The organism is Chthonomonas sp. (genome assembly GCF_035294505.1).
Taxonomy (GTDB): Bacteria; Armatimonadota; Chthonomonadetes; order Chthonomonadales; family Chthonomonadaceae; genus Chthonomonas.
Genome location: NZ_DATGKU010000190.1, coordinates 1 through 25,199, shown reverse-complemented (window position 1 = coordinate 25,199; position 25,199 = coordinate 1). Strand labels below are relative to the sequence as shown.

Sequence of the window (25,199 nt, the reverse complement as noted above, 5' to 3'; positions counted from 1 at the left end):
TGAGATGCTCACCGCTAGGTGCCCCTCTCCCTGATAGGGCGAAGGCATCGGCGCCCATGTCACCTCGAAGCGAAGCTGAGAGGTCTTCTCATTTCGTTCTCACTGGGGGGCGTCGGCCTTGAGGACGAGGGTGTGTGCCTTGAAGAGCCGGTGATACGCCTGTCATTTCGATCCGAAGACGAGATGAACAACTGTCATTTCGAGCCAGTGATACGACTGTCATTTCGAGCCGAAGGCGAGATAAACAACTGTCATTTCGAGCCGAAGGCGAGAAATCTTAAGTTTCCATTCCCACCAGTTCTGAAGGGAAGGGTAGGCAGAAGGCGAAGCCCTAGTTGCAGCCGATGAGGCGTAAATAGTCACGGGCAATCTTGAGGTCCTCTAACGCTTCGGCGGCCTCGCAAGGTGGGCGAATCTCGCCCTTTAAAGCGCGCACGAAGTTGATGGCCTGTTGGCGCATGGAGTGAACCCAAGGCAGTGTGGGACTGACACGTCTTGGCTCGGTTTGACCTCCTGGATCGTAGTAAACCTCAACGTGCCCCGGCCGATTCGAGGCGAGAGGGGCCGGGAGGGCTATATGAACGTAGCCGCGCTCAAAGGCCACCAGCGCGGTCTCCTCCCAAGCACGGGTGGTTGTGTAGGGCTGCATCTCGATGGTCGCGGCAACGCCGCTGTCGCTTTCGGCCACCAAAAGCGTTCGGGAAGGATGCGCATAGACAAGCTTGTAAGGCTCGCCGAGGAGGTAACGCAGAAGGTTGACCTGATGAATGTAGTAGTTCACAAACTCCACATAGGTGCGAGCGCCCTCTGCGCTGAGGTCGGCGGGTGGAGGGTCGTGAGGAAGGCTGGGATACGGTTCGTCGGTGGTGATCAGGTCGGTAAACCCTCCGGCAACCCAATCGCCGGGCGGCATGGTGATGCGCACATAGCGCAGTTTGCCGATCTCACCGGTCTGTTTTAGCCGCTCGATCTCCGCTTTCGCCCACATAACGGCAGGGTCGCTTCGCTTGTTGTAGCCCACCATATGCCATGTTCCGCTTTCCTTTAAAGCGCGTATCATCTGCTCTCCTACGGCCAGTGAACCGGCGAGCGGCTTTTCGGTAAAGATGGGGATTCCGGCTCTATAGAGGGGAATGACCACCTGCCCATGACGTGTGAAGGGTTGGGATACTACCAGGCCGTCGAGGGCCTCTTTGGCAAGCATCTCCTCCGCAGAGGGATAGACATGAGGAACCCCATAGCGCTGGGCTACCTTTTGCCCCAGCTGAGGGCGTAGCTCGGCGATGGCCACTACCTGACAATCGGGCAAGGTGGCGTAGTTCTTTAGATGGGCGCACTGGCCCATACTCCCCACCCCTACAAAACCGATTCGTACCGGTTGAGACATGTTGCTCTCCTCGAAGGGTATTGTTCCGTTGCAAGATATATCCGCGTGGCGAGGTCAAGAATCCTGCCCGCTTGTGATAAAAATGCAGCATCGGTAAAACCTATTCCTCAGCTTTCCCACGGGAGCTGTCTTCCCCTCTGCACAAGATCCAAAAACCGCAGCCTTTGCGGTCATCGCCGCCGATTCAGAGGAGAGGATGTACGGACGAAGAGTTCTTTTCCGCTTTTGCGCAGGTGCTAAGCATTTTGTTGATAGCCTTTTTTGCCTTCAAAAAAAAGAAGGTTAGAGGTAATATATTCCAAAAAGTTGCGTAGGCGCTGATATGCAACGTAGCGATTTAAAGGAACTTCACTACATAACCCACATCCAGAACGTTCCGGACATCTTGAAGTACGGCATTCTATCGTACAATCGGGTTAGAAAAGGCATAAGAGACGGCACCCTGCACCCGGTAAGCGTTTCGGATAGGGATGTGCATAGGCGTAGAGAGCGGAAGCGGGCACCGAATGGGCGCCTGCTTCATGACTATGCAAACCTCTACTTTTGTGCACGAAACCCGATGCTCTGCAGGCTACGCATGACAAAACATTTGCATGAAAAGCTATGCGTGTTGCGCGTCGCGCCGAGTGTGCTCGATATTAAAGGAGCCGTCATCTCCGATAGAAATGCGGCTTGCGCTAGCGCTCACTTTTATCCATCGCCAGAGGGGCTAGTGCATCTCGATCCAAAGAAAATCTTCGCTCGCGTTTGGTATCACCCTTTGTACAAAGAGGCGGCAAAAGAGTATAAATTCGCCAAATACGCAGAGCTACTCGTGCCCGATGTCGTGCCGGCGAGCTATATTCTTGGTGCCTACGTCGCGTGCCAAACGGCGGGCGACATGCTGCAGGCGATGGCACCCCAACTTTCTATTGAAATAGATCCAGAGCTTTTCTTTGTCTGGAAACAGACATGATACGGGTGCGGAAGGGCGATCTGTTCCAATCGAAGGCACAAACCCTGGTCAACACGGTGAACTGCATGGGGGGTGATGGGCAAGGGGATCGTACTCGAGTTCAAAAAGCGCTTCCCAGAAATGTACGAAGACTATGTGCGCCGATGCAGAGCGGGTGAGGTGAAGTAGGGGCACGGCGGCGCCGTGCCCCTACGACCGACCATGACGCCGCCCTGGATCCTCAATTTCCCTACGAAAGGCCATTGGCGTGAGGCTTCGCGCCTGTTAGATATCTTGGCAGGGCTAGACTACCTCGAACGGCACTACAAAGAGTGGGGGATTCAGTCTCTTGCATGTCCCGCTTTGGGTTGCAACAACGGGGGGCTAGATTGGAGGCTCGTTGGCCCGGTCTTCTACCATTATCTTAGCCGACTGGAGATAGAGGTGGAGCTTTACGGCCCTCTGGATGCTCCTGACGAGCAGGTAAACGAGGCGTTTCTTCAAGGCCGGGAGGAGCTTGGTGGGCTGTTTGCTGCCGTTAAGGACGACGCGGCGCTTCCCCTGCTTGGCGGACAGCAAATCGAAGAGATGGCCTCAAGAACAGGAGCCTTATCCACCTGGGTTGTGATTGCAGAGACCCTTAAGCGTGTGCTTGAGTCCCCATGTCGGTGGAAGATTGGCCGCACCGCATTTCAAACCCTGGTCTACTTTGCCACGGCAGAGGGTTTGCCTACGGGCATTGTGTTTCGGTGGGGCGACTATGGGCCTTACTCCGATGCGCTGAGGGACATTATCCAGCGATTAGTGAACAATGGGCTTTTGGAAGAGAGTAAGGACGGCTCATGTCGGCTTGTCCGTCCGGGAATCGCCTATTCTATCGTGAGGGTGACTTATCAGAACGAGCTGAAAAGGTGGGACGCTTTGATCCGAAAGGTGGCCGATCTGTTCTTGCAAATGGATATACAGGAGGTGAGGGCCGCGGCCGCCGTCCATTTTGTGACGAGGGAGTTGCAACAGGAGAGCGCATCTGCTTTTGGATCAGTCACAGAACAGGCCGTGCTTGAAGCGATGGAGCGGCAACACCGCGCTGCCTTTTCTGAAGAGCAGGTCGCCACGACCATCCGCACCTTAAATCGCCTCGGTTGGGTTCAGTTACAGCCCGCTGACGGTCTGCGGCTGAGCACGGAAAGAGAGGCCGGCGGTCAGTTTTAATTCCGGGCTTCGTACCTAATTTCGCAGGTGTTTGCCCGTTGCCAGCACATGCCGAATACGTTCAAGGCTCTTTGGGTGTTTAGCCGCCTCGATAAACGCCTCGCGTTCGATCTGCAGAAGGGCCTCCTCGGCGCAGGAGCGTTGCGTTTCGGCATCTCCGTAGAGGACTCGGGCAAGTTGGGCGGCAACGAAACTATCGTGCTCGGTGATAAGGCCTTCGGCAAGCCACTGTTCAAGCGCGCGGTGCAGGCGCTCTTTTGCCGCTCGCCCGAAGGTGAGAATGGGGTGAGGGGAGGGAGGGCGATAGTTTTCCTCTCTAAGGCGCTTCGCACGGCATTTCGCCTCATAGAGAAGACGGTCGGCGTTTGGGGTAAGACCGTCGGTGGGGCGGAGAAAGCCGTTTTTCCTTGCCTCATCGGCGCTGGTCGAGATGGAGGGGATGGTGAGGCGCTTGAACAGATTCTCCAGCGCCGCTAGCGGATCGGCCGCTGTTTCGGGCAGGCTCATCGTACGCGCCAGCATCTCTTTGGTGCCGCCACCTGCCGGTATAAGCCCTACGCGCACCTCCGGTAAACCCATTGCCAGCTCGCGGGCGGCCTGCACATGGGCGCAATGCAGGGTGCCTTCGCAGCCGGCTCCGAGCGTGTAGCCGTGCGGGGCGGCCACCGTGGGAAACGACGCATATTTCAGGCGTAGAAAAACAAACTGCAGCTCTTTGAGCATGGTGTCGAGCGCTTGCCACTTTTTGGCTTCGATGGCCTCTAGGAAAAGGCGCAGGTTATAGCCCGCCGAAAAATGGGGCGCCTGATTGCCGATGACCAAGGCCCACCCCTCTTTCTCGATAAGGTTACAGACCTGCTCGATAAAGCGCACGAGGGCCGGCTCGAATGTGTTCATCTTGGTGTGAAACTCGAGGCAGACCACATCGTCGTCCAGCGCAATGAGAGAAGCGGATGCCTCTGCAAGCAACGTTCCGCCTTCCTGTTTTCGTTCGGATAGACAGAGATACTCCGGCTCTTTCGGGATAGGGAGATATTTGCCTTCTGCGAAGGAGAGATAGGTGCGCTGGTGGTCAATAGTTCTATAGTAAGGGCGCTCTGTTTGCGGTTGCAGCAGATCGGCCATGGCTCCAGGCCCAAGCTCCCACTGAAAACCCCACTGCATAACGCGGTCTATGGTGAGAATATCGTCAGCGATCTCCGGCCCAACAGAGGCCACGTAGTCTACGAAACGGGAGAGAAGGGCGTGCAGAAACTGCGCTTCAGGAGAAGGGTCTGAGGTCGCTTGGCCGATGAGAGTCAAGCGTTCCGGCAACGGCAGGGTTTGAAGATGGGCAACAAGGGGCTGCGGCTCGGTTTGGCGGGGCCGATAGGTTTGTGTGAGGGGGTCGAACACCTCGATATGATCGTTTTGGCGCCGATAGAAGCCACTACCCCGTTTTTCCCCAAGCAGACCCTGTTCTAGCAGATACCGTAGCGCCTTTGGTGGGGTGAGGAGGGAACGCTTGGGGTCGTTTGGAAGCAGTTCGTGCTGATGCTGTGCCACGGCGGCGACGATGTCTAACCCAACGATGTCGGCCATGCGAAACGTGGCACTGCGCGGGCGACCGATGAGCGGGCCGGTTAGGCTATCCACCGTCTCGACCGATAGGCCAAACTCTTCGGCAAGATGCATGGTTTCGAGCAGATGCTCAATCCAGAGCCGCGTGGATATGAAGCCAGGGGTATCGCGGGCGAAAGCGACACGATGGCCGAGCGTCTGCTCGGCAAATCGGGTAAATCCGGCAACGAGGTTGGGGTCGGTTGTGGGCAGGGGAATGACTTCGAGTAGTTTGAGATAGCGAGGCGGGTTGAGAAAGTGGGTACCGAAGAATCGGGCGCGAAACGATTCGCTTCTCCCTTCGCTCATAGCATGGAGGCTCAGGCCGCTAGTATTGCTGGTGATAAGCGTTTGTACTCCGGCGTTTTCATCGGCAAGAGCCAGCACACGGCGTTTGGTCTGCAGGTCTTCGATGACGGCTTCGACGATCCAGTCGGCCTCTTTTAGGTGATGGATATCGTCCTCTATGTTGCCTGCGTGGACGCGCTCCGCATATTCCGGCAGGGCAAGCAAGGGAGGGCGAGCATTTTGAAGGCGACGTATGCGCTCTTCGGCCAACCGATTGCGTGGCTCGGGAGAGGGAAGATCGAGCAGCCAGACCGTCCAACCGGCATTGGCGAGCTGGGCGGCGATGCCGCCGCCCATGGTTCCCGCCCCTAGCACCACGGCCGTACCGGTGGTTTTCGACTCGTCTACCATTTCCGCACCTAGGGACGTTCCGATAGCGGAAGCACAGGGCGCTCGCTCGGCCCGATGTATTCACTTTCAGGCCGTATAAGGCGGTTGTTCTCCAGTTGCTCGATGATGTGGGCGCACCAGCCGGTGATACGGCTCATCATGAAGATGGGGGTGTAGAGCGGGATGGGAATATCCATGAGGTAGTAGAGCAGGCCGATGGGGAAGTCCACGTTGGGATAAAGCCCTTTGGCCTGCATCATCTCGCGCTCAATGATATCCGCCATTTCGAGCCAATGCGTTGCCCCTTTGCTGTTTGCCAGCTCGATGACGTACTGTTTTGCAATGCGGGCGCGCTCATCGCCATGTTTATATTCGCGATGTCCAAACCCCATGATCCGTTGTTTACGCGCAAGGGCCTCGCGCACCCACTCCGCCGCGCGCCCCGAAGAGCCGATTTCGAGGAGCATCTGCATGCTGGCCTCGTTGGCTCCGCCGTGCAGAGGCCCTTTCAGCGTGCCGATGGCCGATACCACGCCGGAGTAGATGTCGGATAGGGTGGAGACGGTAACGCGAGCGGCGAAAGTGGAGGCGTTGTAGCCGTGCTCGGCATAGAGGATTTGGCTTACATTGAAGGCGCGGCCGATGAGGTCAGAAGGTTCGTGGCCGGTAAGCATCCAGAAAAAGTTGGCATTGTGATTGAGGTCGGCGCGTGGGGCGGCCGGCTCTTGTCCCTGGCTAAGGCGATAGCTGTTGACAATGATGGTGGGCAGTTGGGCGTAGAGCCGAACGGCCACGGCACGATAGGCCTCTGCAGTTCTCTCTTCACGCTGTGGGTCGAAGAGGGCGAGCGCGGCGACGGCGGCCTTCACGCGATCCATTTGGGAGGCATCGGAGGGTAGGGTTTTTAGCAAGGAGAGGACTTCTGAAGGGACCCCGCGATGGGCGCCGACGGTGTTAACGAAAGCGTCTAGCTGGCTTTGGTTGGGCAGATCGCCGTAGATAAGGAGATAGGCGACTTCGTCAAAGCTGCAGTGATCCACGAGGTCGTGGATGTCGTAGCCGCGGTAGCTCAGCCGATTCCGTTCGGCATCTATTTTTGAGATGGCGGTAAGCCCGGCAACGATTCCCTCTAGCCCGGGGCTGTAGGATGCACTTGGCATGGAAAGGCTCCTCTGAGAATCTTGTTCTGTAAAAGTCTTCTTTTTTCTAAAGAGAAAATCCTTCTCTTTCTTCTACGTGTGGGCGTCGGGAAGCGTTATAGATTCGCTCGAAAGGCCGCTTGTCTTACCGACGGCGATGCAGCGGCCCGAGAAAGAGACGATGAAGACAGCTGTTTTGGCCGCTGAGTAGCCCACTTTGCTCTAAGTGAAAGAGGAGGCATGGCTTCGTCCTCGTTCCTGAACCATCTGCGGAGAGGGTAGGTATAATGAAGAGTAGTGAAAAAATCGTTCTCTGCAACGTTGCGGAGGGCTGGGAGTTTGAACATGGAACAGTTGCAACAGAGTTTGCTGGAGCTGATCACACAGACCGCCACCAACATGCCCGCCGATGTGCGCCGTGCCCTTAAGCGCGTCCTACAGATGGAGGATAAGCATAACCGATCGGGGCAGGCGCTTCAGATCATCGGGTTAAACATTGATATGGCCTGCGAGCGAGAGCAGCCTATCTGTCAGGATACGGGCATGCCCACCTTCTTCATCCACACTCCGGTAGGAGTGAACCAGATTGCAATAAAGCGGGCCATTCATGAGGCCATTGCGGAGGCTACCAGGCTGGGCAAACTAAGGCCGAATTCCGTGGACAGCATAACCGGCAAAAACGTTGGTAACAATATCGGCCCCGGAACGCCCATCATCCATTTTGAGCAGTGGGAGGAAGACGAGATCGAGGTGCTTCTTCTGTTGAAGGGGGGCGGATGCGAAAACAAAAATATCCAATACTCTCTTCCCTGTGAGCTAGAGCATTTAGGGCGTGCTGACCGTAACCTGGAGGGGGTTTACAAGTGCATCCTTCATGCCATTTGGCAAGCTCAGGGACAAGGGTGTAGCGTGGGCTGCTTGGGGGTATGTATTGGGGGCGATCGTACCAGCGGCTATAGTCATGCCAAAGAGCAGCTGTTACGCCCTCTAGACGATGTGAACCCGAACCCGGTTTTGGCGGAGCTAGAAGAGCGCGTGATGGCGCATGCCAACGATTTGGGCATCGGCACAATGGGCTTTGGAGGCAAGGTAACCCTCTTTGGGTGCAAAATCGGGGCGCTGAATCGGCTGCCGGCCTCCTTCTTTGTCTCTGTGGCCTACGATTGCTGGGCTTTTCGACGCCTTGGGGTGCGTCTTGACCCGCAGACCGGGGCTATTCGCCGGTGGCTGTTCCGTGAAGAAAGGCCCCAGCGCTTGGCCGAGCAGGAAAACATACCGCTTACGGGTCGAGAGATTCATCTCACAACCCCGTTAAGCGAGGAGGACGTGCGTAAGCTTAAGGTGGGCGATGTGGTGTTGCTTTCCGGCGTGATCTACACCGGGCGCGATGCGCTTCATAAATATCTCTTGGAGCACGCTAGCCCCGTAGACCTTCGCGGACAGGTAATCTACCATTGCGGCCCGGTGGCGATTAAAGATGCGCAGGGGCGCTGGAAAATCACCGCAGCCGGCCCCACGACGAGCATGCGCGAGGAGCCTTATCAGGCCGATATCATCCGGCGTTTCGGAATAAGAGCGGTGATCGGCAAGGGCGGAATGGGTGAAAAGACCCTTCAGGCTCTGAAAGACTATGGAGCCGTCTATTTGAATGCTATTGGCGGGGCGGCGCAGTTCTATGCCGAGTGCGTGACGGATGTAGAGGGGGTAGACTTTTTGGAGGAGTTCGGGGTACCTGAGGCCATGTGGCATCTGCGTGTGAAAGACCTGTTGGCGGTGGTGACGATGGATAGTCATGGCAACAGCCTGCATGAGACCGTAGAGGAGGAGAGCGGTAAGAACTTGGAACTCATAGCCCCAAGAAGATGAAGCCCGACGCGATCCTGCTGTTTGCCCACGGCTCTCTCCTGTGTGGGGCCGGGGAGGCTTTGCAAGCCCATGCGGAACGCCTGCGTGCCAAGTGGCCTGACACCCGTGTGGAAGTAGGCTATTTGAACTACAGTGAACCGCTATTTGCGCATGTCGTGGCACGGTTAGTGCAGGATGGAGTGCGTCGCATTTTGGTGCTGCCCTATTTTTTGGTTCCAGGAAAATTTGTAAAAGCCGACATCCCCAAAGCGTTGGAGGAGGCAAAAGCACGCTATCCCGAATTGGAGTTTAGTGTGGCCGAGCCGATTGGCTATGATGAAAACTTAGCCGATGCGCTCATCGCAAGCGCCCTCGCGGCCGTAGGGCCTGAGGCGTGGCGTGAAGACCTTGAGCGCGCCGCACGCTTCTGCCGTGCTTTACCCGATTGCCCACTCTACGGAACCACAAAATGCCCCGCAACCTCAGGAGGAAAACAGAATGGCTAAGCAAGCGCTGTTGGTGTTGGTTCACGGCAGCCCACGCCCCGCTGCGAACGAGGCGATGTATCGCGTGGTTGATGAAGTAAAACGACGCGGTATCTTCCCGATTGTGGAGGTCGGTTTCCTGGAGTGCAATAGCCCCTCCATTCCAGAGGCCATCGCCCTTTGTGTGCAACAGGGCGCCACGGAGATCGTAGGCGTTCCCTATTTTCTGCACACGGGCACGCATGTGGCCGACGATCTGCCCTCGCTATTCGAGGAAGCCCAAAAGCTCTATCCAGAGGTGCGTTTCCGCCTTGGCCCTTACATCGGGCGTGCCTCCCAGCTAACCGAGGTGCTGGCCAAACGCGCTGTGGAAGCCGGCAACTTCGAGTAGGTGGTTGATTCTCTAGAGAAAGGCCCGCGGCTTGTCGCATGGTCGTCTACAACAAACTCCTTTGCGGGGGGAAGAGGCATGGAGCGCCTTAACCAAACCCGAACGTCTTGGGAAATGCAGCAAAAACCCATGGCCCTGCGCGGTTTCTGGGCGTTTGCTCTGCTCATCTGCTTGCTCTGCCCCCTTTATGCGAGAGGGCAGGGCTATGGGGTCAATCTCGTGCGAAACGGGGGCTTCGAGGGAGGGAGCGGGCCGGATGGTAAAGGGGGCGGGGTACCCGAATGGTTGCCTTACGGCCAGGGCTATGATATTGACCGACGGTTTGTGCATGGCGGTGAACAGAGCATACGGTGTGATAGCACCGATACAACCAGCCTTCATGGAGCCATGCAGACGATCGTGCTCAACGAGCAAAGCCCAACTCCCATTGTTGTGGTGGGCTGGAGCCGCGCCGATTCGGTTGCAGGCAACAACCCTGCCGCCTACGCGCTCTATGTAGACCTGATGTATGACGATGGAACCCCGCTGTGGGGGCAGTTTGCCGCCTTCTCGCCAGGAACGCACGGTTGGGAGAGAGAGCAGGTCGTTATCTATCCAGAGAAGCCGGTGAAAAGTCTCACCCTGTATGCGCTTTTTCGCTATCATAAAGGCACTGTCTGGTTTGATGACGTTTCCCTCTACCTGCTGAAAGGCCCCCATGTTTTTGATGGCCAGCTGCTGGACGTGCCCACCCGCTCTCAGCCCATAGCGCCTTGGCAAACGTTGGCATCGGCGGATCGCTCTCTCTCGTTGACCTTTGATGCTCGTGGCACCTTGGCCGCGGTGAGGATAAGAGGAAGGAAAGTAAACGAGTCCGTGAGGGGCGGGTTTCTGCTGCGCGACGTGGGCCGTGACGGCCCTCTGATTCCCCTAGAAGGCCGTTTTACGCCGAGGCGGGCGGGCGGAGTGAACTTCGAGGGCGTGGTCAATGCCCTGCATGTTGTGTTTAGCGTGGCGCTCTATCCTAAGGGGGATGGAATAGCGGTAGACGGTACCCTGATAGATAAGACCGGCCAAGATCGCGCTCTAAGCCTCTATTTCGCAGTTCCCATCGCCCAATCCGACCTTCTATGGGGAGAAGATATTCGCCGTGCATTGCCTGTGGAGGCTGACGAGGAGTATGAAAACCAGGTTCAGATATCGGTAGGCGCAACCGGAGGGCTTTCACGCTATCCCTTTGCCTGCGTGGCCGGCGGGACGGGCGGGCTGATGATGGCGGAAGATATCCAGTGGCCTTCTGTATTTCGTATCTTCTATAACGCCCCTCACCATCTTTTTGTCATCGGGTGGGATGTGGCCCTCACCGGTAAAAGCCAAGTATGGCCTGCCCACACGGCGCGTGTACGCTGTGTGTTGTGTTCCCTGCCACCCCTTCCCGTGGAGCAAGTGGGAGATCAGAAGATCAGGTTGATCACCATGCCATTCCGGGAGGCGGCAATGCGGTTCTATCGCGCCAACGCTCTCTTCTATCCTGAGTCGCATCAACCTTATGGCATTTGGATGCCCTTTACCGCGCCGGAGAGCGTAGAGGGATGGTCAGACTTCGGCTTTGCTTTTCATGAGGGCGACAACAGCATAAAGCAGGATAATGCGGCAGGTATCCTCTGTTTTCGATATATCGAGCCTTCCTCCTACTGGATGCCCATGGCGGACAACCTTCCGCGTACCTACGAGAGTGCCATGGCCCTCATACAGGCGCGAGCACAAGAGGCCATGCCGCCACGCCCTCTGGATTCGTTGCACGACCCGACTCCTCAGGAGTGGGCGCGCGCCGTTCTGAACAGCGGTGTGCAAGACTCGGACGGCCATTTCTATGTGCAGTTCAGCAAGGTGCCTTGGAACGATGGGGCGCTCTTCATCTTAAATCCTAGCCCAGGCCTGCCGGCCACTCCAGAACAGCCCACTAAGGCTTCGCTGAGCTATACCGTAGAGGCTGCAGACCGCCTTTTCGGGGCGGCAAACACGCAGAAAAACGGTCGCCTCGACGGTATCTATCTGGACTCTCTGGAGAGTTGGACGGATACGCGCGACTATCGTTTGTCCGATCTACAAGCGTGTCCGTATCCTCTAACGTTTGATAGTGGTTTCCGAAAAGTCTGTGTGCCTCAGTGGTATTGGGTACACGACTTCACCCGTTTCGTCAGTGCAGACTTGCACAACCGAGGGCGCCTCCTGATGGCCAACGGCACGCCCGAACGCTTTTGCGTTTTTGCGCCGCTCCTCGATGTGATGGGTACCGAGGTGAATTGGCTTTATGATGGCCGCTTCTCCCCCGACTCCGACGCGACCCTTTGCTACCGAAGAACTCTTTGCTACCAGAAACCTTTTCTCATGCTGATGGACACCAACTTCGATCGCTTTGACCACAGCATGGTAGAACAGTATTTTCAGCGATGTCTCTTCTATGATCTGTTTCCAAGCATGTTCAGTGCGGATGCGGCGACCCATCCCTATTGGGAGACGCCAAAGTGGTATAATCGAGATCGCGACCTGTTCAAGCGCTATATTCCCCTTTTTCAGCAGCTCTCTGCGGCGGGCTGGCAGCCCCTTACCTGGGCGATGACAGATAACCCTTCGCTGGGGGTTGAGCGCTACGGCGATCGCTTCTTCACCATCTATAACGACTCGGCGCAGCCGCAAAACGGCAAAGTGTATGTGTTTGCAGCCCAGATTCCCACGTTGGCAGGCGCACACGAGGCAGTCGAGCATTTGGCGCAAAGAGCAACACCTCTGCAAAACCAAAACGGTGTGCTTCTCTTCCCGATTGAGATAGGGCCTCATGCGACGGAGGTTGTAGAACTCCGATAACTGAACCTTTTCGGCAAGAGACACGACAAAAGAGAGATGAACACGGGAAAGTGGTATTGACAGTCGGCGGCAAACCTGATACAATGCTGAGGACGTATCTAAAAGATGAAGGATAGTGGCGAGGTTGCAAACCCCTATTGGTGGGGATGTGGGTTTGCAGATTACGGATTTGAGCAGGGAGTAATTTAAGATGGCTGGAACCTATCTCGGTTTGGATATAGGGTCGAAATATATTAAGGCCGTTGAGGCACGCGGTGGAGGTGGGCGTGTCGAGGTAACGGGCATGGCCATTGCGCCGACGCCCCCCGACACTTTTGATGGCGGGGTGATCCTCGACGCACAACGACTTGGGCAGGCCATTCGCCAGATGCTACGCGATGCGGGCATCGGCACAAAACAGGTGGTAAGTGCAGCGGCGAGCAATACATCGGTGGTGGTTCGGGTGGTTGAGGTGCCTGCAGTGTCCGACGATAAAGAGTTGGCCACGCAGATGCAGTGGGAGATCGAGCGCCAGATTCCTTTTGCGGCCGCCCAGACGATTATGGACTATGCCCGCATCGAACGACCGGAAGGAACCGACCCCTCGCAGCAGAACATTGAGGTTCTGTTGGCGGTAGCCCAGCAGGATTTCATCGATCAGCATGTGGAGGTGCTTTTTGCTGCCGGCCTCAACCCCAAAGCCATAGATGTGGTGCCGTTGGCCATGGGGCGTGCGCTACTCGATATCGGCGAGCCTGCGCAAGCGGCGGGGCATACAGCTCTCATCGCCCATATTGGTGCCGGTACTACGGATATCGGCGTGTTTCGGGATAATCTGCCCGCATTCCTGCGAACACTGCCCGTCGGCGGAGATAACTTTACCCGCGCCATTTCCGAAGCCCTACAGGTAGATATGGACACGGCGGAACGGTATAAACGAGACCTGGCCGAGGTGATGTTTGAACAGCTCCCTCAGACCGGTTTTGGAGTTTCTGGGGCGCTGCCAGGCGAATCGGGCGGTTTTATAGATTTCACCGAGACGCCGCCCATGTCGGCCTCAGGCCCCATCAGCTCTCCTTCTGGAAGAATGCCTTTTGATTTTTCCGGCGCTGCCACAGAATCCACCGAGTTCTCTTCGCCCTCAGGTGGCTTAGCACCCTCTTCTGAGGAGCTTGGAGGTGGTTCCGGTGGCTTGGCGCCCTCTTCAGGCGAACTTGGGGAATCGTCGGGTGGATTGGCCAGCCCCTCGCAGGAGCTGAACCCGCCCTCCACTCCTTTCGATTTCAGCGCCCAACAGACGGAAGGGGAGACACCGGGGTTTATACCGCCTCCGGCAGCCGATGTGCCGCCGACTTTTGGCGAGGCGACACCGCATCCGCAACCTCAGGATGCCCTGAAAATTCAGATATTTAACGCGATAGCCCCGCATGTTACCGATCTCGTCCAGGAGCTAAGGCGCTCTCTAGACTTCTATCGGTCCCGCAGCGGGGATGCGCCCGTCCACGAGATCCTGCTGTGCGGCGGCATGGCGCGTCTGCCAAAGCTAGCCGAGTTCATCGAGCACGAACTCGGCATCCCAACGCGGGTAGTGAACCCACTTCGCCATGTGCAGATGAGTATCAAAAAACAGAGCTATGATATGGACGAGGTCGGGCCGCTTTTTGCCGTGAGTTTGGGGCTTGCGGCCTACGATCTTCTGCCGGAACCAGCAAAGCGCGGGAGAAAGAAGTAGGCCTATGCCCATCCCAACCAGTATGTCCGTAGGGAAATGCCTGTATCAGGAGAAGCTTTAGAAGATGCTGAGGATCGATCTTTTACCACCTTATGTTCATGAGCGCCGCGCGCGTCCAGTTTTCTTCGGCTTTGCTACGGCTCTCGTGGCAGCCGTTATCATTGCCTTTGTAGCCTGGTACATTAGCCTGAAAGGGGTGCTGAGCCAGGCCCAACAGCAATTGGATAGCGCCAATAGTCTCCAGTCGCAATATCAGGACTACCAATCTAAGGTGCAACAGGTGAATAGCAGCATCGCCGATATCAAAAGCAAACAGGATTTTATCGCGAGCGCTCAGAAGTATAACGACTCATGGTGGAAAGCCTACACTGCGGTAGCATCGGATACAAGCCCCACTATCCTCCTCCACTCCATGGAGATCGATCCGCGGAATCACAACCTCGTGCACCTCACCGGGTTCTGCCCAAATGAGATGGAACTGGCCCGATGGTGGATATTCCTCCGAAACGATACCGCGAAGTTCCAAAGTGTCTACATCACCCTGCCACCTCATCCCTATCCGCCCGAATCGGCCAATGCCCAAAACGGCAACCAAGCTTACGGTGGGTTCGGCTCTTACGGCCCTCCCAAAGGGCCTTATGGCGCCGGCGGACCGATGACGAGTTCGCCGATGTCTAGCTCGCCCTACGGAATGAGTGGGCCTCCAGGAATGCCCCCCGGTATGCCATATGGTATGCCAGGAATGCCCGGCTCTCCTTATGGGGGAATGGGTGGTGGAGGAAATCGGAACAACGGTTCGGCCACCCCTACCGAAGTTGAGGGGCGAAAAGGCCTTGATTTCACGGCAGACCTGGTTTTGCAGGATAGTCTAGCCCCACCGGCAACGCCTCCAACATGGCCGCCTGCAGGGCAAGGAGGTGGCACAGGTGCTGCTGGGTTTGGAGGGTATGGAATGGGAATGCCTCCGGGTATGCCCGGTTTTGGCCCAGGCGGGCCTATGGGGTCTCAACCGCCATCACCAGGCGGCGGAGCTGGTGCCGGTGGCGCAGAGTAGGAAAGGGGAGAAGCGATGCTGAGTAAGCTGAATAAGTGGCATATTCTGGGAATAGGTGTTGGGGTTGCACTTGTACTGGGGATTGTGCTGTTCTTTGCCCTGATCAACCCCCTGCGCAATCGCATTAACGATACAAACTCGCAGATCGCCTCGGTTGAACAAAACGGGGGCACACAAGAGCAGGTTGCCCAAGCAAAGCATCTGTTGGAAACAACCCAGAAGCAGGCGGTGCAGGCGCAAGAGTCGTGGCAGATCAACCAGGCTCGCTACATGCCCTCGCTTCCCTTCCATAAAAACGATAACAGCAACGATCTGATAGCGATCTACGCGTTGCGTGGCTTTGACCGCCTTCCGCAGGAGTGGGGGCGATGGCTCCAACACTGGTACGATTCTCAGATGAACGATGGCATTACCCTGCTTACCGTGTTCCAAATACCGGCCTTCCCCACCGATCCTAACGCCATCAGTAACTATAGCAAAGGGATCACCCTGCCGGAACAGGGGAAGAGCTGGACGGTTACCGTGATGTGCAAAAGCTTTCAAGCCGCAATGGAACACCTCAAGCGAATCAACACCGAAATGCTCGGTCACGGCATGCCGGTTGTGGACAATGTGAGCTTGAAAGGGCAAAGCCCGGCGCTGATGCTCACCTACTCTCTTACCCTCTATATTATTCCGAATAGTCCTCCGCCACCTCCCGATACCCGTTTGCAGGTAACTTCGGGTGGCAATGCCGGTGGCGGCATGGGCATGCCCTATGGAATGGGGATGAGCATGTATTCTGGGGCTGCCATGGGCGGTATGGGCGGACCAAAAGCCGGAAGACCGATGCCGGCAGCACCGTCTGGTGCTGGAGGGAGTTCTGCAGGAGCAGCCGATTAGATAAAAAAAGTATATAATAGTGTGGGGAAAACAGAAATGAAAAGAAGCGGCCAATTTGGGTTCGGATCGTCTCTAGGCAAAGCAACTCTGCTTGGCCTAGGGTTCATCCTCCTGGCGGGTTGCGGTGGGGGGCAATCTTCTTCTGACAATGGTACGACCACTACTGCTCCCACCACGCCCACAATGACGCCACCGACTATGCCCATGGGCATGGGCAAAGGAGGGCCGGGTGGCGTGATGCCAGGTGGTATGCCGGGCAGCAGCATGCCGGGAGGTGGTGCTCTGGCCGGTGGGCAGCAGCCTGCAGCGGCTGGTGGGGCAGGAAAAAAGCAGGTCGCTGCCGCAATAACGGGCAAGTACCACCAAGACCCCTTCCTCATAACCTGGAAGAAAAAGCCGCTTCCACCCGATGTCTTTGCGGAGGTACAGCCCCTGCAGGTTGCCGATACCACCGTACAAGCCCCGCCGGAAAAACCGGTCGTTGTCGAACAGGTGCCGGATAGACGCGTGGCCGGCATTATGCGGGGGAACGGAGTCTATGCCATTTTGGAACAAAACGGCCAGAGCGAAATCGTGAAGCCGGGAAGCCTTACCTCCGATAACTATCGTGTTCTGGCCATTACCGACGATTCGGTTAAACTCGAAAAGCGGGAAGGTAACCTTATTCTCGTGGAAAACGTCAAACTATCAGACCTACAAACCGCGGCGCAAACGATGGGTGCCGGTACCTATCCTGGATACGGTGGTTACCCAGGATATGGAGGGTATCCGGGAGCTCCTGGTGGGATGGGACGGCCTGGCCTTCCACGCCCGGGCGCCCCTTCCTTTGGCGGCGGTGGGGGCGGGAACTCGCCCGGTGGTGCAGACTAAAAATAATTTTGTTGAGGAGGAATCCAGCGATGCTGGCAAAGAAGTGGACAATTGTGGCGTTGAGTGGGCTGCTCGCATTGGGCTTGGCAACCGTGCCGGCACACTGTTATGCACAAGGCGATCAAAGCGGTACCACAACCGGTGCGTCGGCAGACCAAAATGCCAATAAGCCCGTCACCCTAGACTTGGAGGATGTAGACCTCTATACGGCCCTGAAACTGCTATTCCGACAAACAGGAGCCGACTATACGCTCGATCCAAACCTGCGAGGTATTCGCGTTACGCTGCATCTGCGCGATAAGCCTTTTACCACAGCGCTCGATGCGTTGCTGAGAGCTGCGGGAAATAACCCGCCGCTTACCTACACCTATCAGGATGGCATCTATAGCATCGTTCCGAAGGTGGAGAACGAGAATACTAGTACGACTACAGAAACGACACCCGAAGAGAATAACCCCACAGGCTATCAACTGCCGGTGAAGTTGCAAGGTGCCTCCGACTTCATTATGAGCGCCGATTTCTTCGCCGGTCTGTTTGGCGCTCGTAGTTTTAGCGCGCTGGGCTATTCCGTACAGCCCGGACTGCTTATGCGGCCTAACCCCGTTGGCGGTGGCGGCTTCGGAGGCGGCTTTGGCGGCGGCCTCGGCGGCTTTGGCGGTGGCATGATGGGTGGTTTTGGCGGCCTTGGCGGCTTTGGTGGTGGCCTCGGCGGCTTTGGCGGCGGTATGATGGGGGGTATAGGCGGCCTCGGCGGCTTTGGCGGCATTGGTGGTATTGGTGGCGGCTACGGCGGTATCGGTGGCGGTGGCTTTGGTGGTGGGGGCTATATTCCCTAAGCGCACATGCCACTGCGAGAAACGGAGGAGAGGGCTGGGTAAGGCCTCTCCTCCTGCTGCTGCCGGATAGTCTACCGCAGCTGTTCTCGGTTATTTCCGTTCCTTCCGTTTAGGCCAGAAGCCGAAAATAAAAAATTTTTCCTTCCACCCTCGCTTCTAAGCAGGAAGAACTGGTTCCTGTGTCGAAATAAAAACTTCAGAAATTCCGCACAAACGTATCGTCGCAAATCTTCCTGCCTTTATGCGGCGGTATATGTCTCAAGGGGGGCATTTAGCATGAGCTTGCACAGGCAAGTGCGACCAACAATTACTCTCTCCGTCGCTGCGGTGTTAGGAGCGACGTTTTTGTGTGGAGGTGGATGCATCGTCAAGGCCCAATCGGTGCCTGAAGATGATGGAACCTCTACCCAAGTAACGCTTCCACCCGGCTCCGACGCCGTATCGCGGATCACCTTTCAAGTTCAAAACGTTACCTTGGAATCCGCTGTTAACCTCTTGGAAAAAGAGACTGGGCTCCAAGTGGTGCTCACAGCAGACCCAGATCGGCCTTTCTCTGCCGTCAATGTCAGTTTGGTGAAGCAGCCCATAGATGTGATCATGAAGGCCATCGCACAATCCGCCGGCGCCGATCTGTGGGTTGAAGACGGCATCTACCATATCGGGCCGAAAGGGAGCGCTCCGAAACCTAAGAAGGAAGAGACGGCTCAGCCGATACTGCCTCCTCAACAAGAGGAGAAGCATATCGTTAAAATCAAGCTTCAATACACGGCGCCTTCCACCATCCTACGCATTCTCGGTATCAACAACCCCGATGAACCCGACTTTCTGGAGTATGTGCGCCGACTAGGCTTGAAATATCTTCTTCATCAGGAGATGCCCGACTACTCTAGCCCCGTTCCTTCCGGCAATCGGCCGGTGTTCATCACCCCTTATGGCCCCGCGGTCTCTGTAGGGCCTTCGGCTCCTATTCAAGGCTATAATGGGGTTTCCAATTTCACCCCCCCGGCCGTGAGCAATACGCCCCTAACAAACGATCAGAGCGCCCACCGAAGCGATGATAGCGATTTCTTCGGTAGGGGGCAAGGGTTCCCCGGCGGTGGGTTTCCAGGCGGTGGGTTCCCTGGCGGTGGTCAATTCGGCCCCGGCGGGGGGCAGTTTGCCGGAGGACAAGCGCCCGGTGCTCCGGGTGCGCCCGGTGCAGGTGCGGGAGCCGGCCAGATCGGTACCGGTGGGAATCTCTCTAATCTGTTACCAAATGGTATGACCCCAGGCGATATCAGCGCGCTCGATGCCGATAATTCGCTCTTAGTGCGCGGTACCCCGGCACAGATTCAGGAGCTGCGTCAGCTAATCCGCCTGTTGGATGTAAAGCCCAAGCAGATACTGATCAGCGCCCAGTTTGTTACCGTCACCGAGAACGCGCTTAATGCGTTCGGTATTAACTGGAGCTTGGCAAAAGGGCAGTTCGTCTCGGGTGCCAACCTCAACTTCTCGGCCTCGAACACGGCTTTTATTCAGTATGCCGCCGGTAACGTTCAAACCCAGCTGAGCTGGATCCTCACTCAGGGACAAGGCAAAGTGTTGACCTCGCCGACGGCAAGTACCCTCAACGGCGTGCCGGCCGTTTTCGAGAACGTGCAGGAGGTGCCCGTTATCACGCAAACTCCGGTGATCGGACCCAACGGCACCGTCGTTGTCACGACCTCCTACACCCTTTTCCCCGTCACCGTAGAGCTTATCGTGACCCCCTACATCAACAACGACAACTCCATCACGCTGCTAGGGCAACTCGTCTCCTCGAATATTCTTGGCTCCGTTACGAACCCTGCCGGTGGAAGTATCCCGATCATCGGTTTCCAACAAGCGATCGTCACGCGTATCGTCTACAACGGCCAATCTATGGTGATCAACGGGCTTACCAACAAGCAAGACAACACCTCTATCAGCAAGGTGCCGCTGCTAGGAGACCTTCCGCTCATCGGCACCCTCTTCCGTTCGCGCTCCACCACCAACAACGATTCGGACCTTTTGGTGTTCATTACACCGAAAATCATCCCGGATAACCCTCCGGCCATTCAGGCGCTTAACGGGGGCGCACCGCAAGAGCAAGGGGGAGCGGCTGCAGGAGGGGCAGGCGGCTTGCTTCCATAAGCCTTGTTACCTAAAAACGAAAAGCCGGAGAGAATCTCTCTCCGGCTTACGTATGTATGTAGGCAACAGAAAGTTTGTTAGGTTGTCTCTTTGGTAGTTCGGGAACTACGGTGAACTTTGGCATGGCGAGGGATTACGGTAATGCTGCCGTTTACCTCCATAACAGCAAATCGAGCCTCGCTAACGTCTGCTAATCCGCGCGCTCGTAGGGCCTGAAGAACGTCCTCATGCGTTAGGCCGGCGCGCCGTAGGTTCTCCTCAACAAATCGCCCGTTGTTGATGAGAGTGATGGGGTCGCCATTTAGCTCTCGATTGAGGGGACGAACGCGTTGAATCAGCCAGGCAAAAAGACGATTTAAAACGAGAAGCGTGCCGGAACAAGCAATGCCGGCTGCCAAACTTGTGTCCCCATTGACCATTGCGGTTTCTACCGCACTACCGAGTAAAATAAGAACGACGAGGTCTATGACACTCAGCTGCCCTATTTGATGCCGACCGGCCACGCGCAGCGCGATCATCAAAAAAAGATAGATCACAACCGTGTGCCCTATAACAGGCAGTAGCTCTGAAATAAGTTTAGACATGATTTCCATAGCGCTCTTGGGTTTGTTCGCATCTAATATACTCGAAAAGAGGGGCAAAGACAATCTCCTGCCTACACACAGAATAACAAGGGGTAATCAACATGATCAAATGGCTCGTGGATGTGTTCTCGCACCCCGACCTTTACGGGTGCTTGGTTATTGCCGGTAAAACCACCGTTATCTACTTTTTTCTGGTGGTAGGGTTGCGGCTAATGGGCAAGCGCGAGCTGGGTCAGATGAATATCTATGACCTGGTGCTGATCATTGTTCTCGCGAACGCGGTGCAGAACGCAATGGTGGGCAACGACAACTCTTTACTGGGTGGCATCGTCGCCGCAACAACCCTGCTGTTCTGGAATCGCCTTTTTACCTTGCTCATGGCACGTTCGGCCAAACTAGAACACCATCTTGTAGGGGAGCCGACATTGTTGGTGAACGACGGGGAGTTTGTGGAAGGGCATTTGAAGCGAGAGGGCATTACCCATGAGCAGGTGATGGCGGCGCTGCGCGAGCATGGCATCGAGAGCTTAGAGGAGGTGCACATGGCTGTGTTAGAGGTAGATGGCACCATTAGCGTGGTGCCAAACAGGTCGGTAGTGCATAAAACTCGTAGACACTACAAGGCCTTAAGGCTGCCTTAACGGAGAACTCTATGACGCCGGCTTATCGCTATTTTCTTACGTTGCTGATGGCGCGTACACTCGTTGTCGCTCTATTTCTCATTGTTGGGCTGAGGTTGGTGGGAAAGCGAAGTTTTGGCCAGTACAACATCTACGATCTGGCCATGATTATGGCGGTGGCCAATGCCGTGCAAAACGCCATGACTCATGGGGCGGGTGACCTGTCTGCGGGCATCGTCTGTTCCGGCACGCTTATTCTTTTAGGGTGGGCTTTTTCAAAACTGTTTCTGCACCTACCGAAGTTAGAGGCGCACATCGTAGGCGTTCCTACCCCTTTGATTTTGAACGGAGAGTTGTTGCTACAGAACATGCGTCGAGAGAAGGTGACCGAGGCGGAGTTATTGGCTGCCATTCGACAGCATGGCCTAGAGCGTTTTGAAGAGGTGCGATTAGCTCAATTAGAGGTAGATGGCTCGATCAGCGTGGTGCCGGTGAAAGGAATCGAGGTGGACTAGCTAGCTTTCGAGCAGGCGCAGCCGAAGCAGATTGAGGGCTGTTTGCGTGGCGCGATGGCGTATAATGGCGCGCGAACCGATGAACTCACAGCGTTCCACCACAGAGCCTCGGTCTCGCTGGCTAAGCGCAATATAGACCAGCCCAACAGGCTTTTCCGGTGTACCGCCCTCCGGCCCCGCGATGCCCGTAATCCCGATGCCATAGGTGGTGCCGAAGCGTTGTTGAGCGCCTTCTGCCATGGCACGCGCAACCTCTTCGCTAACGGCACCGAATTGCGCAAGCAGCGCGGAATCTACGCCAAGAAAAGCCGTTTTTGCGGCGTTACTATAGGCCACAACACCGCCCAGAAACACTTTGGAGCTGCCCGGCACCTCGGTTATTCGGCCCGAAAGAAGCCCTCCTGTGCAACTCTCACCGGTGGCTACCGTCTGCTGTCTTTGTTGGAGTAGGCTCACAACAGCCTGTTCTAAGGTCTCCTCGTTTTCACCGTAGATGGCGTGACCGAGTCGCTGGCGAATAAGAGCAGCTCGTTGGGCGATCAGGCGTTCGGCCTCATCGGGGGTTTCTGCAAATGCGGTGATGCGCAGATGCACCTCGCCCACCTTGGCATAGGGCGCAACGGTTGGATTTGCATCTTGCATGAGGTCTTTAATGCGATCTTCGGCAAAGCTCTCACCAACACCGGCCACACGCAGCACCAACGAACGAATAACGCCCTTGCCTCCCGTGCGTGTGCGGAGATAGGGCACCACAAAATCGTTGACCATTGGAATGAACTCGTTGGGGGGGCCGGGCAGCGCGATGGCGAGCTTACCGTTTTGGCCTTCGAACAGCAGGCCAGGGGCGGTTCCGTTGGGGTTGGGAATGGCGCGACCGGAACTCGGTACCAAAGCTTGGCGTAGGTTGCTCTCCAAAATGGGCATGCCGCGCTGTTCAAAAAAGCGCCGAAGCTGAACGGCGATCTGCTCATCTTGGTGGAGGGTGTCGCCCATGGCTTCGGCCAGCACGTCGCGGGTGATGTCGTCCATTGTAGGGCCGAGGCCCCCGATGGTAAATATCACGTCGGACGAGGCCAGCGCCTCTGTGAGCGCAGCAAGAAGCCGTTCCCGATTATCTCCCACCGTAACACGGCGGTAGAGGGCGATGCCCAATTCAGAAAGCACGCGAGCAAGGTAGGCCGCATTGGTATCCACAATTTGGCCGAGCAGCAGCTCGGTGCCAACGGAGACGATCTCTGCACGCACCGCTTGCGTTCTCCTTAAGGCCCCTGGGGCGGGCCGAGATGCCACTGAGTGACGAATCGGGTCTGCTCGCCCGGTCGAAGCTGCACAATGGGGGCCAGCAGCTCCATCTCCATATAGGGCGCAGCGTCCGGATTAGAATAGACCTCCATAGTGCAACCGTTATCGGGATAGGTGCCCTTTAAAGGTTTGGCCGTTAAGGATACCGTGTAGCCCGAAACAAGGGCACGAATAAGGATGTCGGGGGCATCGGAACCCACTTTATAGCTTGTGGTGTGGGAGCGGGAGAGAACAAGTTGTCCATGGATGCGGTCTATTGAAGGGAGGGTATCCGACATCTTTAAATAGCCCTCAGCGAAATGGCCGGAGATATTGGTCGGTAGATAGACGCGCAGCGGATCGTTGGCCTGGAAAATCTCCCAAATAGCCCACTTAACCGGTTTTGAGGAGGTGTTGATCATGGTGTTGATGAGGGTAACTTCATCGCCTTTGGGGGCGAGGGCGATTTCACGTTCAAATCGGATACCGCTTTGAGGGCTTGCCTGGCCTATGGCAAGCAGATGATGGTTAGGAAGCACGCGTACGGTTTGGGGGGCCGAGTCCAGATAGGGATCGGGCGGCCAGTTCCACACCGACTGAGGAGCCGGCCAGAGCTTATCGCCGCCGAAGTTAGGCCACTCCTTGGCTGCGGCCTCAAGGGAGGCCGTTTTACCAAGCATCGTGGGATTATTCCACAGCATGTTGGGCCCTCCAACCGGGCCGTAACGCATAATGCGCCCGATTTGGGGCACAAACACAAGCTCCACGTCTCCATTACTAAGCTGATAAGCGTTTTGCCAGCCGGCATAGGTTATCTGACGGACGGTGACATCGCTGTAAGCAGAGGCGGAGGCCATGAAGAAAAGCAGCAGAAAGGCGCCCAATCGGCGATAGAGACATCGCATAGCGTTTCCCACCCTATAAGATTGAAATCGCGGCTTTGTGGAAAAACAACCGCTGGCGATCTCTTAGGAAACCGCCAGCGGCTCAGTTGTAAGCGGAAAACTACTGTCGCATGAGGGATTCGGAGCCGAGATGGCGCAGTTTCTTCAGGGCGCGAAGCTCTATCTGGCGTACCCGTTCGCGCGTAACATGCAGCCGCATTCCCACCTCTTCGAGGGTACGGGCATAGCCATCGTCGAGGCCGTAGCGCATCCGGAGCACCTCTTTCTCCCTCGGTGTCAGTTTATTAAGCACTTCCTCGATCTGCTCTCGGCGGATAAGGTTCAGAGTAGCTTCAGAGGGGGAAACCGCCGTTTGCGACTGAATGAAGTCGGCAAGCTGGCTATTGTCTTTTTCACCGACAGGAGTTTCCAATGAGAGGGGTTCAAGGGCGATGCGCATGATCTCGTTCACGCGCTCCACCGGGATCTCAAGCTCACGCGCGATCTCTTCCACAGTAGGATCGCGCATAAGCTGCTGGCGGAGTCGGCTAGAGGCTTTGACGATTTTATGGATGATCTCGGCGACGTAGACGGGGATGCGAATGGTGCGGCCTTGGTTGATGATGGCGCGCGCGATGGCACGACGTATCCACCAAGTAGCGTAGGTGCTGAAGCGGTAGCCTTTATCCGGGTCGAACTTTTCGACCGCGCGGATAAGGCCGATATTCCCCTCTTGAATGAGGTCGGGTAGGGGGATGCCGCGAACGCTGTACTTTTTAGCGATAGAGACAACCAGGCGCAGATTGGCTTCTGTCAGTTTATCTTTGGCCTGTTTATCGCCTCGTTGCACGGCGCGCGCTAGTTGCACCTCCTCTTCGGCAGTAAGAAGCTGTGCGCCACGAGCGCGGCTCATCCAGAGTTGCACGGTTTCATCGTGATGGATGGTCTCTTCGACCGGATCGGGCGCTACACCGACCTCTTGATCTAGGTGGGGGACGGGAATGGCTTCAGGCTCCTCCTCATCCGGGAAGAGGGGATCGGCTTTAGCAACCGCCTTCTCCGAGTCGTAAAGCCGCATCAGCTCATCGTTAGGCTCACGCTCCAAGGCATCCTCTTCGGAGAACATCTCTTCAGTATCATTGGGGCGGGCAGACGATTCTGGCGAAACGGAGGCATCCGATCGCACCGGAACAACAGCGTAATCATTCATTGAGGCCACTCCTCGCTAGGTTCCTTTCACTCTCTCTACGGCACGCTCTTCGAAAAAGAATGTGCATTTTTTCACAGACCGATG

21 protein-coding genes are annotated in these 25,199 nt (G+C 56.4%); 14 read left to right on the top strand and 7 right to left on the bottom strand.

The features are described 5' to 3' along the window. Nucleotides 1-331: 331 nt before the first annotated feature. Nucleotides 332-1,387, bottom strand: a complete 1,056-nt coding sequence (locus VKV18_RS11830) for a Gfo/Idh/MocA family oxidoreductase (RefSeq protein WP_324204408.1) — start codon at nt 1,385-1,387, stop codon at nt 332-334. 322 nt (nt 1,388-1,709) lie between these two features. On the opposite strand from VKV18_RS11830, the gene VKV18_RS11825 reads away from it, so the two are divergent. Next, nucleotides 1,710-2,342, top strand: a complete 633-nt coding sequence (locus VKV18_RS11825) for a DUF4433 domain-containing protein (RefSeq protein ID WP_324204407.1) — start codon at nt 1,710-1,712, stop codon at nt 2,340-2,342. 183 nt (nt 2,343-2,525) lie between these two features. Further along, entirely contained in the window at nt 2,526-3,533 is a 1,008-nt protein-coding gene (locus VKV18_RS11820) for a hypothetical protein (protein WP_324204406.1), read from the top strand. Between the two features lie 15 nt (nt 3,534-3,548). On the opposite strand, the gene VKV18_RS11815 is transcribed toward VKV18_RS11820, so the two are convergent. Then, the gene (locus tag VKV18_RS11815) at nt 3,549-5,831 is read right to left on the bottom strand and encodes a 3-hydroxyacyl-CoA dehydrogenase/enoyl-CoA hydratase family protein (RefSeq protein WP_324204405.1); all 2,283 of its coding nucleotides are present in this window, start codon (nt 5,829-5,831) and stop codon (nt 3,549-3,551) included. 8 nt (nt 5,832-5,839) lie between these two features. Continuing rightward, nucleotides 5,840-6,970 (bottom strand): citrate/2-methylcitrate synthase, encoded by a 1,131-nt coding sequence (locus VKV18_RS11810; RefSeq protein WP_324204404.1) that lies wholly within the window; start codon nt 6,968-6,970, stop codon nt 5,840-5,842. Nucleotides 6,971-7,294: 324 nt separating this feature from the next. On the opposite strand from VKV18_RS11810, the gene VKV18_RS11805 reads away from it, so the two are divergent. From VKV18_RS11805 to VKV18_RS11760, 10 genes are all read left to right on the top strand, one after another. Next, nucleotides 7,295-8,815, top strand: coding sequence for a fumarate hydratase (locus VKV18_RS11805; protein ID WP_324204403.1), 1,521 nt, complete (start codon nt 7,295-7,297; stop codon nt 8,813-8,815). Further along, nucleotides 8,812-9,300 carry a CbiX/SirB N-terminal domain-containing protein gene (locus tag VKV18_RS11800; RefSeq protein WP_324204402.1) on the top strand — a complete coding sequence of 163 codons (489 nt, stop codon included), beginning with the start codon at nt 8,812-8,814 and terminating at the stop codon, nt 9,298-9,300. The genes VKV18_RS11805 and VKV18_RS11800 overlap by 4 nt, the downstream gene beginning before the upstream one ends. Next, nucleotides 9,293-9,670 (top strand): CbiX/SirB N-terminal domain-containing protein, encoded by a 378-nt coding sequence (locus tag VKV18_RS11795; RefSeq protein WP_324204401.1) that lies wholly within the window; start codon nt 9,293-9,295, stop codon nt 9,668-9,670. The genes VKV18_RS11800 and VKV18_RS11795 overlap by 8 nt, the downstream gene beginning before the upstream one ends. A 78-nt stretch (nt 9,671-9,748) precedes the next feature. Then, on the top strand, nt 9,749-12,517 hold the full coding sequence (locus VKV18_RS11790; protein WP_324204400.1) for a hypothetical protein: 2,769 nt from the start codon (nt 9,749-9,751) through the stop codon (nt 12,515-12,517). 190 nt (nt 12,518-12,707) lie between these two features. Then, nucleotides 12,708-14,228 (top strand): type IV pilus assembly protein PilM, encoded by a 1,521-nt coding sequence (pilM, locus tag VKV18_RS11785; protein WP_324204399.1) that lies wholly within the window; start codon nt 12,708-12,710, stop codon nt 14,226-14,228. Between the two features lie 64 nt (nt 14,229-14,292). Beyond that, a complete protein-coding gene (locus tag VKV18_RS11780; protein WP_324204398.1) occupies nt 14,293-15,282 on the top strand; it encodes a hypothetical protein in 990 nt (329 codons plus the stop codon). 15 nt (nt 15,283-15,297) lie between these two features. Then, the gene (locus VKV18_RS11775; protein ID WP_324204397.1) at nt 15,298-16,164 is read left to right on the top strand and encodes a hypothetical protein; all 867 of its coding nucleotides are present in this window, start codon (nt 15,298-15,300) and stop codon (nt 16,162-16,164) included. 36 nt (nt 16,165-16,200) lie between these two features. Continuing rightward, on the top strand, nt 16,201-17,034 hold the full coding sequence (locus VKV18_RS11770; RefSeq protein ID WP_324204396.1) for a hypothetical protein: 834 nt from the start codon (nt 16,201-16,203) through the stop codon (nt 17,032-17,034). Between the two features lie 29 nt (nt 17,035-17,063). Continuing rightward, nucleotides 17,064-17,870: an STN domain-containing protein gene (locus VKV18_RS11765; protein ID WP_324204395.1), complete on the top strand. Its 807-nt coding sequence runs from the start codon at nt 17,064-17,066 to the stop codon at nt 17,868-17,870. Nucleotides 17,871-18,146: 276 nt separating this feature from the next. Beyond that, a complete protein-coding gene (locus VKV18_RS11760; RefSeq protein WP_324204394.1) occupies nt 18,147-20,021 on the top strand; it encodes a type II secretion system protein GspD in 1,875 nt (624 codons plus the stop codon). 77 nt (nt 20,022-20,098) lie between these two features. On the opposite strand, the gene VKV18_RS11755 is transcribed toward VKV18_RS11760, so the two are convergent. Beyond that, complete coding sequence (locus VKV18_RS11755; protein WP_324204393.1) at nt 20,099-20,605, bottom strand: DUF421 domain-containing protein; 507 nt, start codon at nt 20,603-20,605, stop codon at nt 20,099-20,101. Between the two features lie 101 nt (nt 20,606-20,706). Here VKV18_RS11755 and VKV18_RS11750 point away from each other — a divergent pair, with 101 nt between their 5' ends. Next, nucleotides 20,707-21,246: a DUF421 domain-containing protein gene (locus tag VKV18_RS11750; protein WP_324204392.1), complete on the top strand. Its 540-nt coding sequence runs from the start codon at nt 20,707-20,709 to the stop codon at nt 21,244-21,246. Nucleotides 21,247-21,257: 11 nt separating this feature from the next. Next, nucleotides 21,258-21,740, top strand: coding sequence for a DUF421 domain-containing protein (locus tag VKV18_RS11745; RefSeq protein ID WP_324204391.1), 483 nt, complete (start codon nt 21,258-21,260; stop codon nt 21,738-21,740). Here VKV18_RS11745 and VKV18_RS11740 read toward each other — a convergent pair whose 3' ends face one another. The 3 genes from VKV18_RS11740 to VKV18_RS11730 form a co-directional block, all read right to left on the bottom strand. After that, entirely contained in the window at nt 21,741-22,985 is a 1,245-nt protein-coding gene (locus tag VKV18_RS11740) for a competence/damage-inducible protein A (RefSeq protein WP_324204390.1), read from the bottom strand. A gap of 14 nt (nt 22,986-22,999) precedes the next feature. Then, nucleotides 23,000-23,926: a DUF4380 domain-containing protein gene (locus tag VKV18_RS11735; RefSeq protein ID WP_324204389.1), complete on the bottom strand. Its 927-nt coding sequence runs from the start codon at nt 23,924-23,926 to the stop codon at nt 23,000-23,002. Nucleotides 23,927-24,026: 100 nt separating this feature from the next. Beyond that, on the bottom strand, nt 24,027-25,115 hold the full coding sequence (locus tag VKV18_RS11730; RefSeq protein WP_324204388.1) for a sigma-70 family RNA polymerase sigma factor: 1,089 nt from the start codon (nt 25,113-25,115) through the stop codon (nt 24,027-24,029). Nucleotides 25,116-25,199: the final 84 nt, after the last annotated feature.

Coding starts and splice junctions, on each gene's coding strand:
- VKV18_RS11830 (WP_324204408.1), bottom strand. CDS start 1,387: ATGTCTCAACCGGTACGAATCGGTTTTGTAGGGGTGGGGAGTATGGGC.
- VKV18_RS11825 (WP_324204407.1), top strand. CDS start 1,710: ATGCAACGTAGCGATTTAAAGGAACTTCACTACATAACCCACATCCAG.
- VKV18_RS11815 (WP_324204405.1), bottom strand. CDS start 5,831: ATGGTAGACGAGTCGAAAACCACCGGTACGGCCGTGGTGCTAGGGGCG.
- VKV18_RS11810 (WP_324204404.1), bottom strand. CDS start 6,970: ATGCCAAGTGCATCCTACAGCCCCGGGCTAGAGGGAATCGTTGCCGGG.
- VKV18_RS11805 (WP_324204403.1), top strand. CDS start 7,295: ATGGAACAGTTGCAACAGAGTTTGCTGGAGCTGATCACACAGACCGCC.
- VKV18_RS11800 (WP_324204402.1), top strand. CDS start 8,812: ATGAAGCCCGACGCGATCCTGCTGTTTGCCCACGGCTCTCTCCTGTGT.
- VKV18_RS11795 (WP_324204401.1), top strand. CDS start 9,293: ATGGCTAAGCAAGCGCTGTTGGTGTTGGTTCACGGCAGCCCACGCCCC.
- VKV18_RS11790 (WP_324204400.1), top strand. CDS start 9,749: ATGGAGCGCCTTAACCAAACCCGAACGTCTTGGGAAATGCAGCAAAAA.
- pilM (WP_324204399.1), top strand. CDS start 12,708: ATGGCTGGAACCTATCTCGGTTTGGATATAGGGTCGAAATATATTAAG.
- VKV18_RS11780 (WP_324204398.1), top strand. CDS start 14,293: ATGCTGAGGATCGATCTTTTACCACCTTATGTTCATGAGCGCCGCGCG.
- VKV18_RS11775 (WP_324204397.1), top strand. CDS start 15,298: ATGCTGAGTAAGCTGAATAAGTGGCATATTCTGGGAATAGGTGTTGGG.
- VKV18_RS11770 (WP_324204396.1), top strand. CDS start 16,201: ATGAAAAGAAGCGGCCAATTTGGGTTCGGATCGTCTCTAGGCAAAGCA.
- VKV18_RS11765 (WP_324204395.1), top strand. CDS start 17,064: ATGCTGGCAAAGAAGTGGACAATTGTGGCGTTGAGTGGGCTGCTCGCA.
- VKV18_RS11760 (WP_324204394.1), top strand. CDS start 18,147: ATGAGCTTGCACAGGCAAGTGCGACCAACAATTACTCTCTCCGTCGCT.
- VKV18_RS11755 (WP_324204393.1), bottom strand. CDS start 20,605: ATGTCTAAACTTATTTCAGAGCTACTGCCTGTTATAGGGCACACGGTT.
- VKV18_RS11750 (WP_324204392.1), top strand. CDS start 20,707: ATGATCAAATGGCTCGTGGATGTGTTCTCGCACCCCGACCTTTACGGG.
- VKV18_RS11745 (WP_324204391.1), top strand. CDS start 21,258: ATGACGCCGGCTTATCGCTATTTTCTTACGTTGCTGATGGCGCGTACA.
- VKV18_RS11735 (WP_324204389.1), bottom strand. CDS start 23,926: ATGCGATGTCTCTATCGCCGATTGGGCGCCTTTCTGCTGCTTTTCTTC.
- VKV18_RS11730 (WP_324204388.1), bottom strand. CDS start 25,115: ATGAATGATTACGCTGTTGTTCCGGTGCGATCGGATGCCTCCGTTTCG.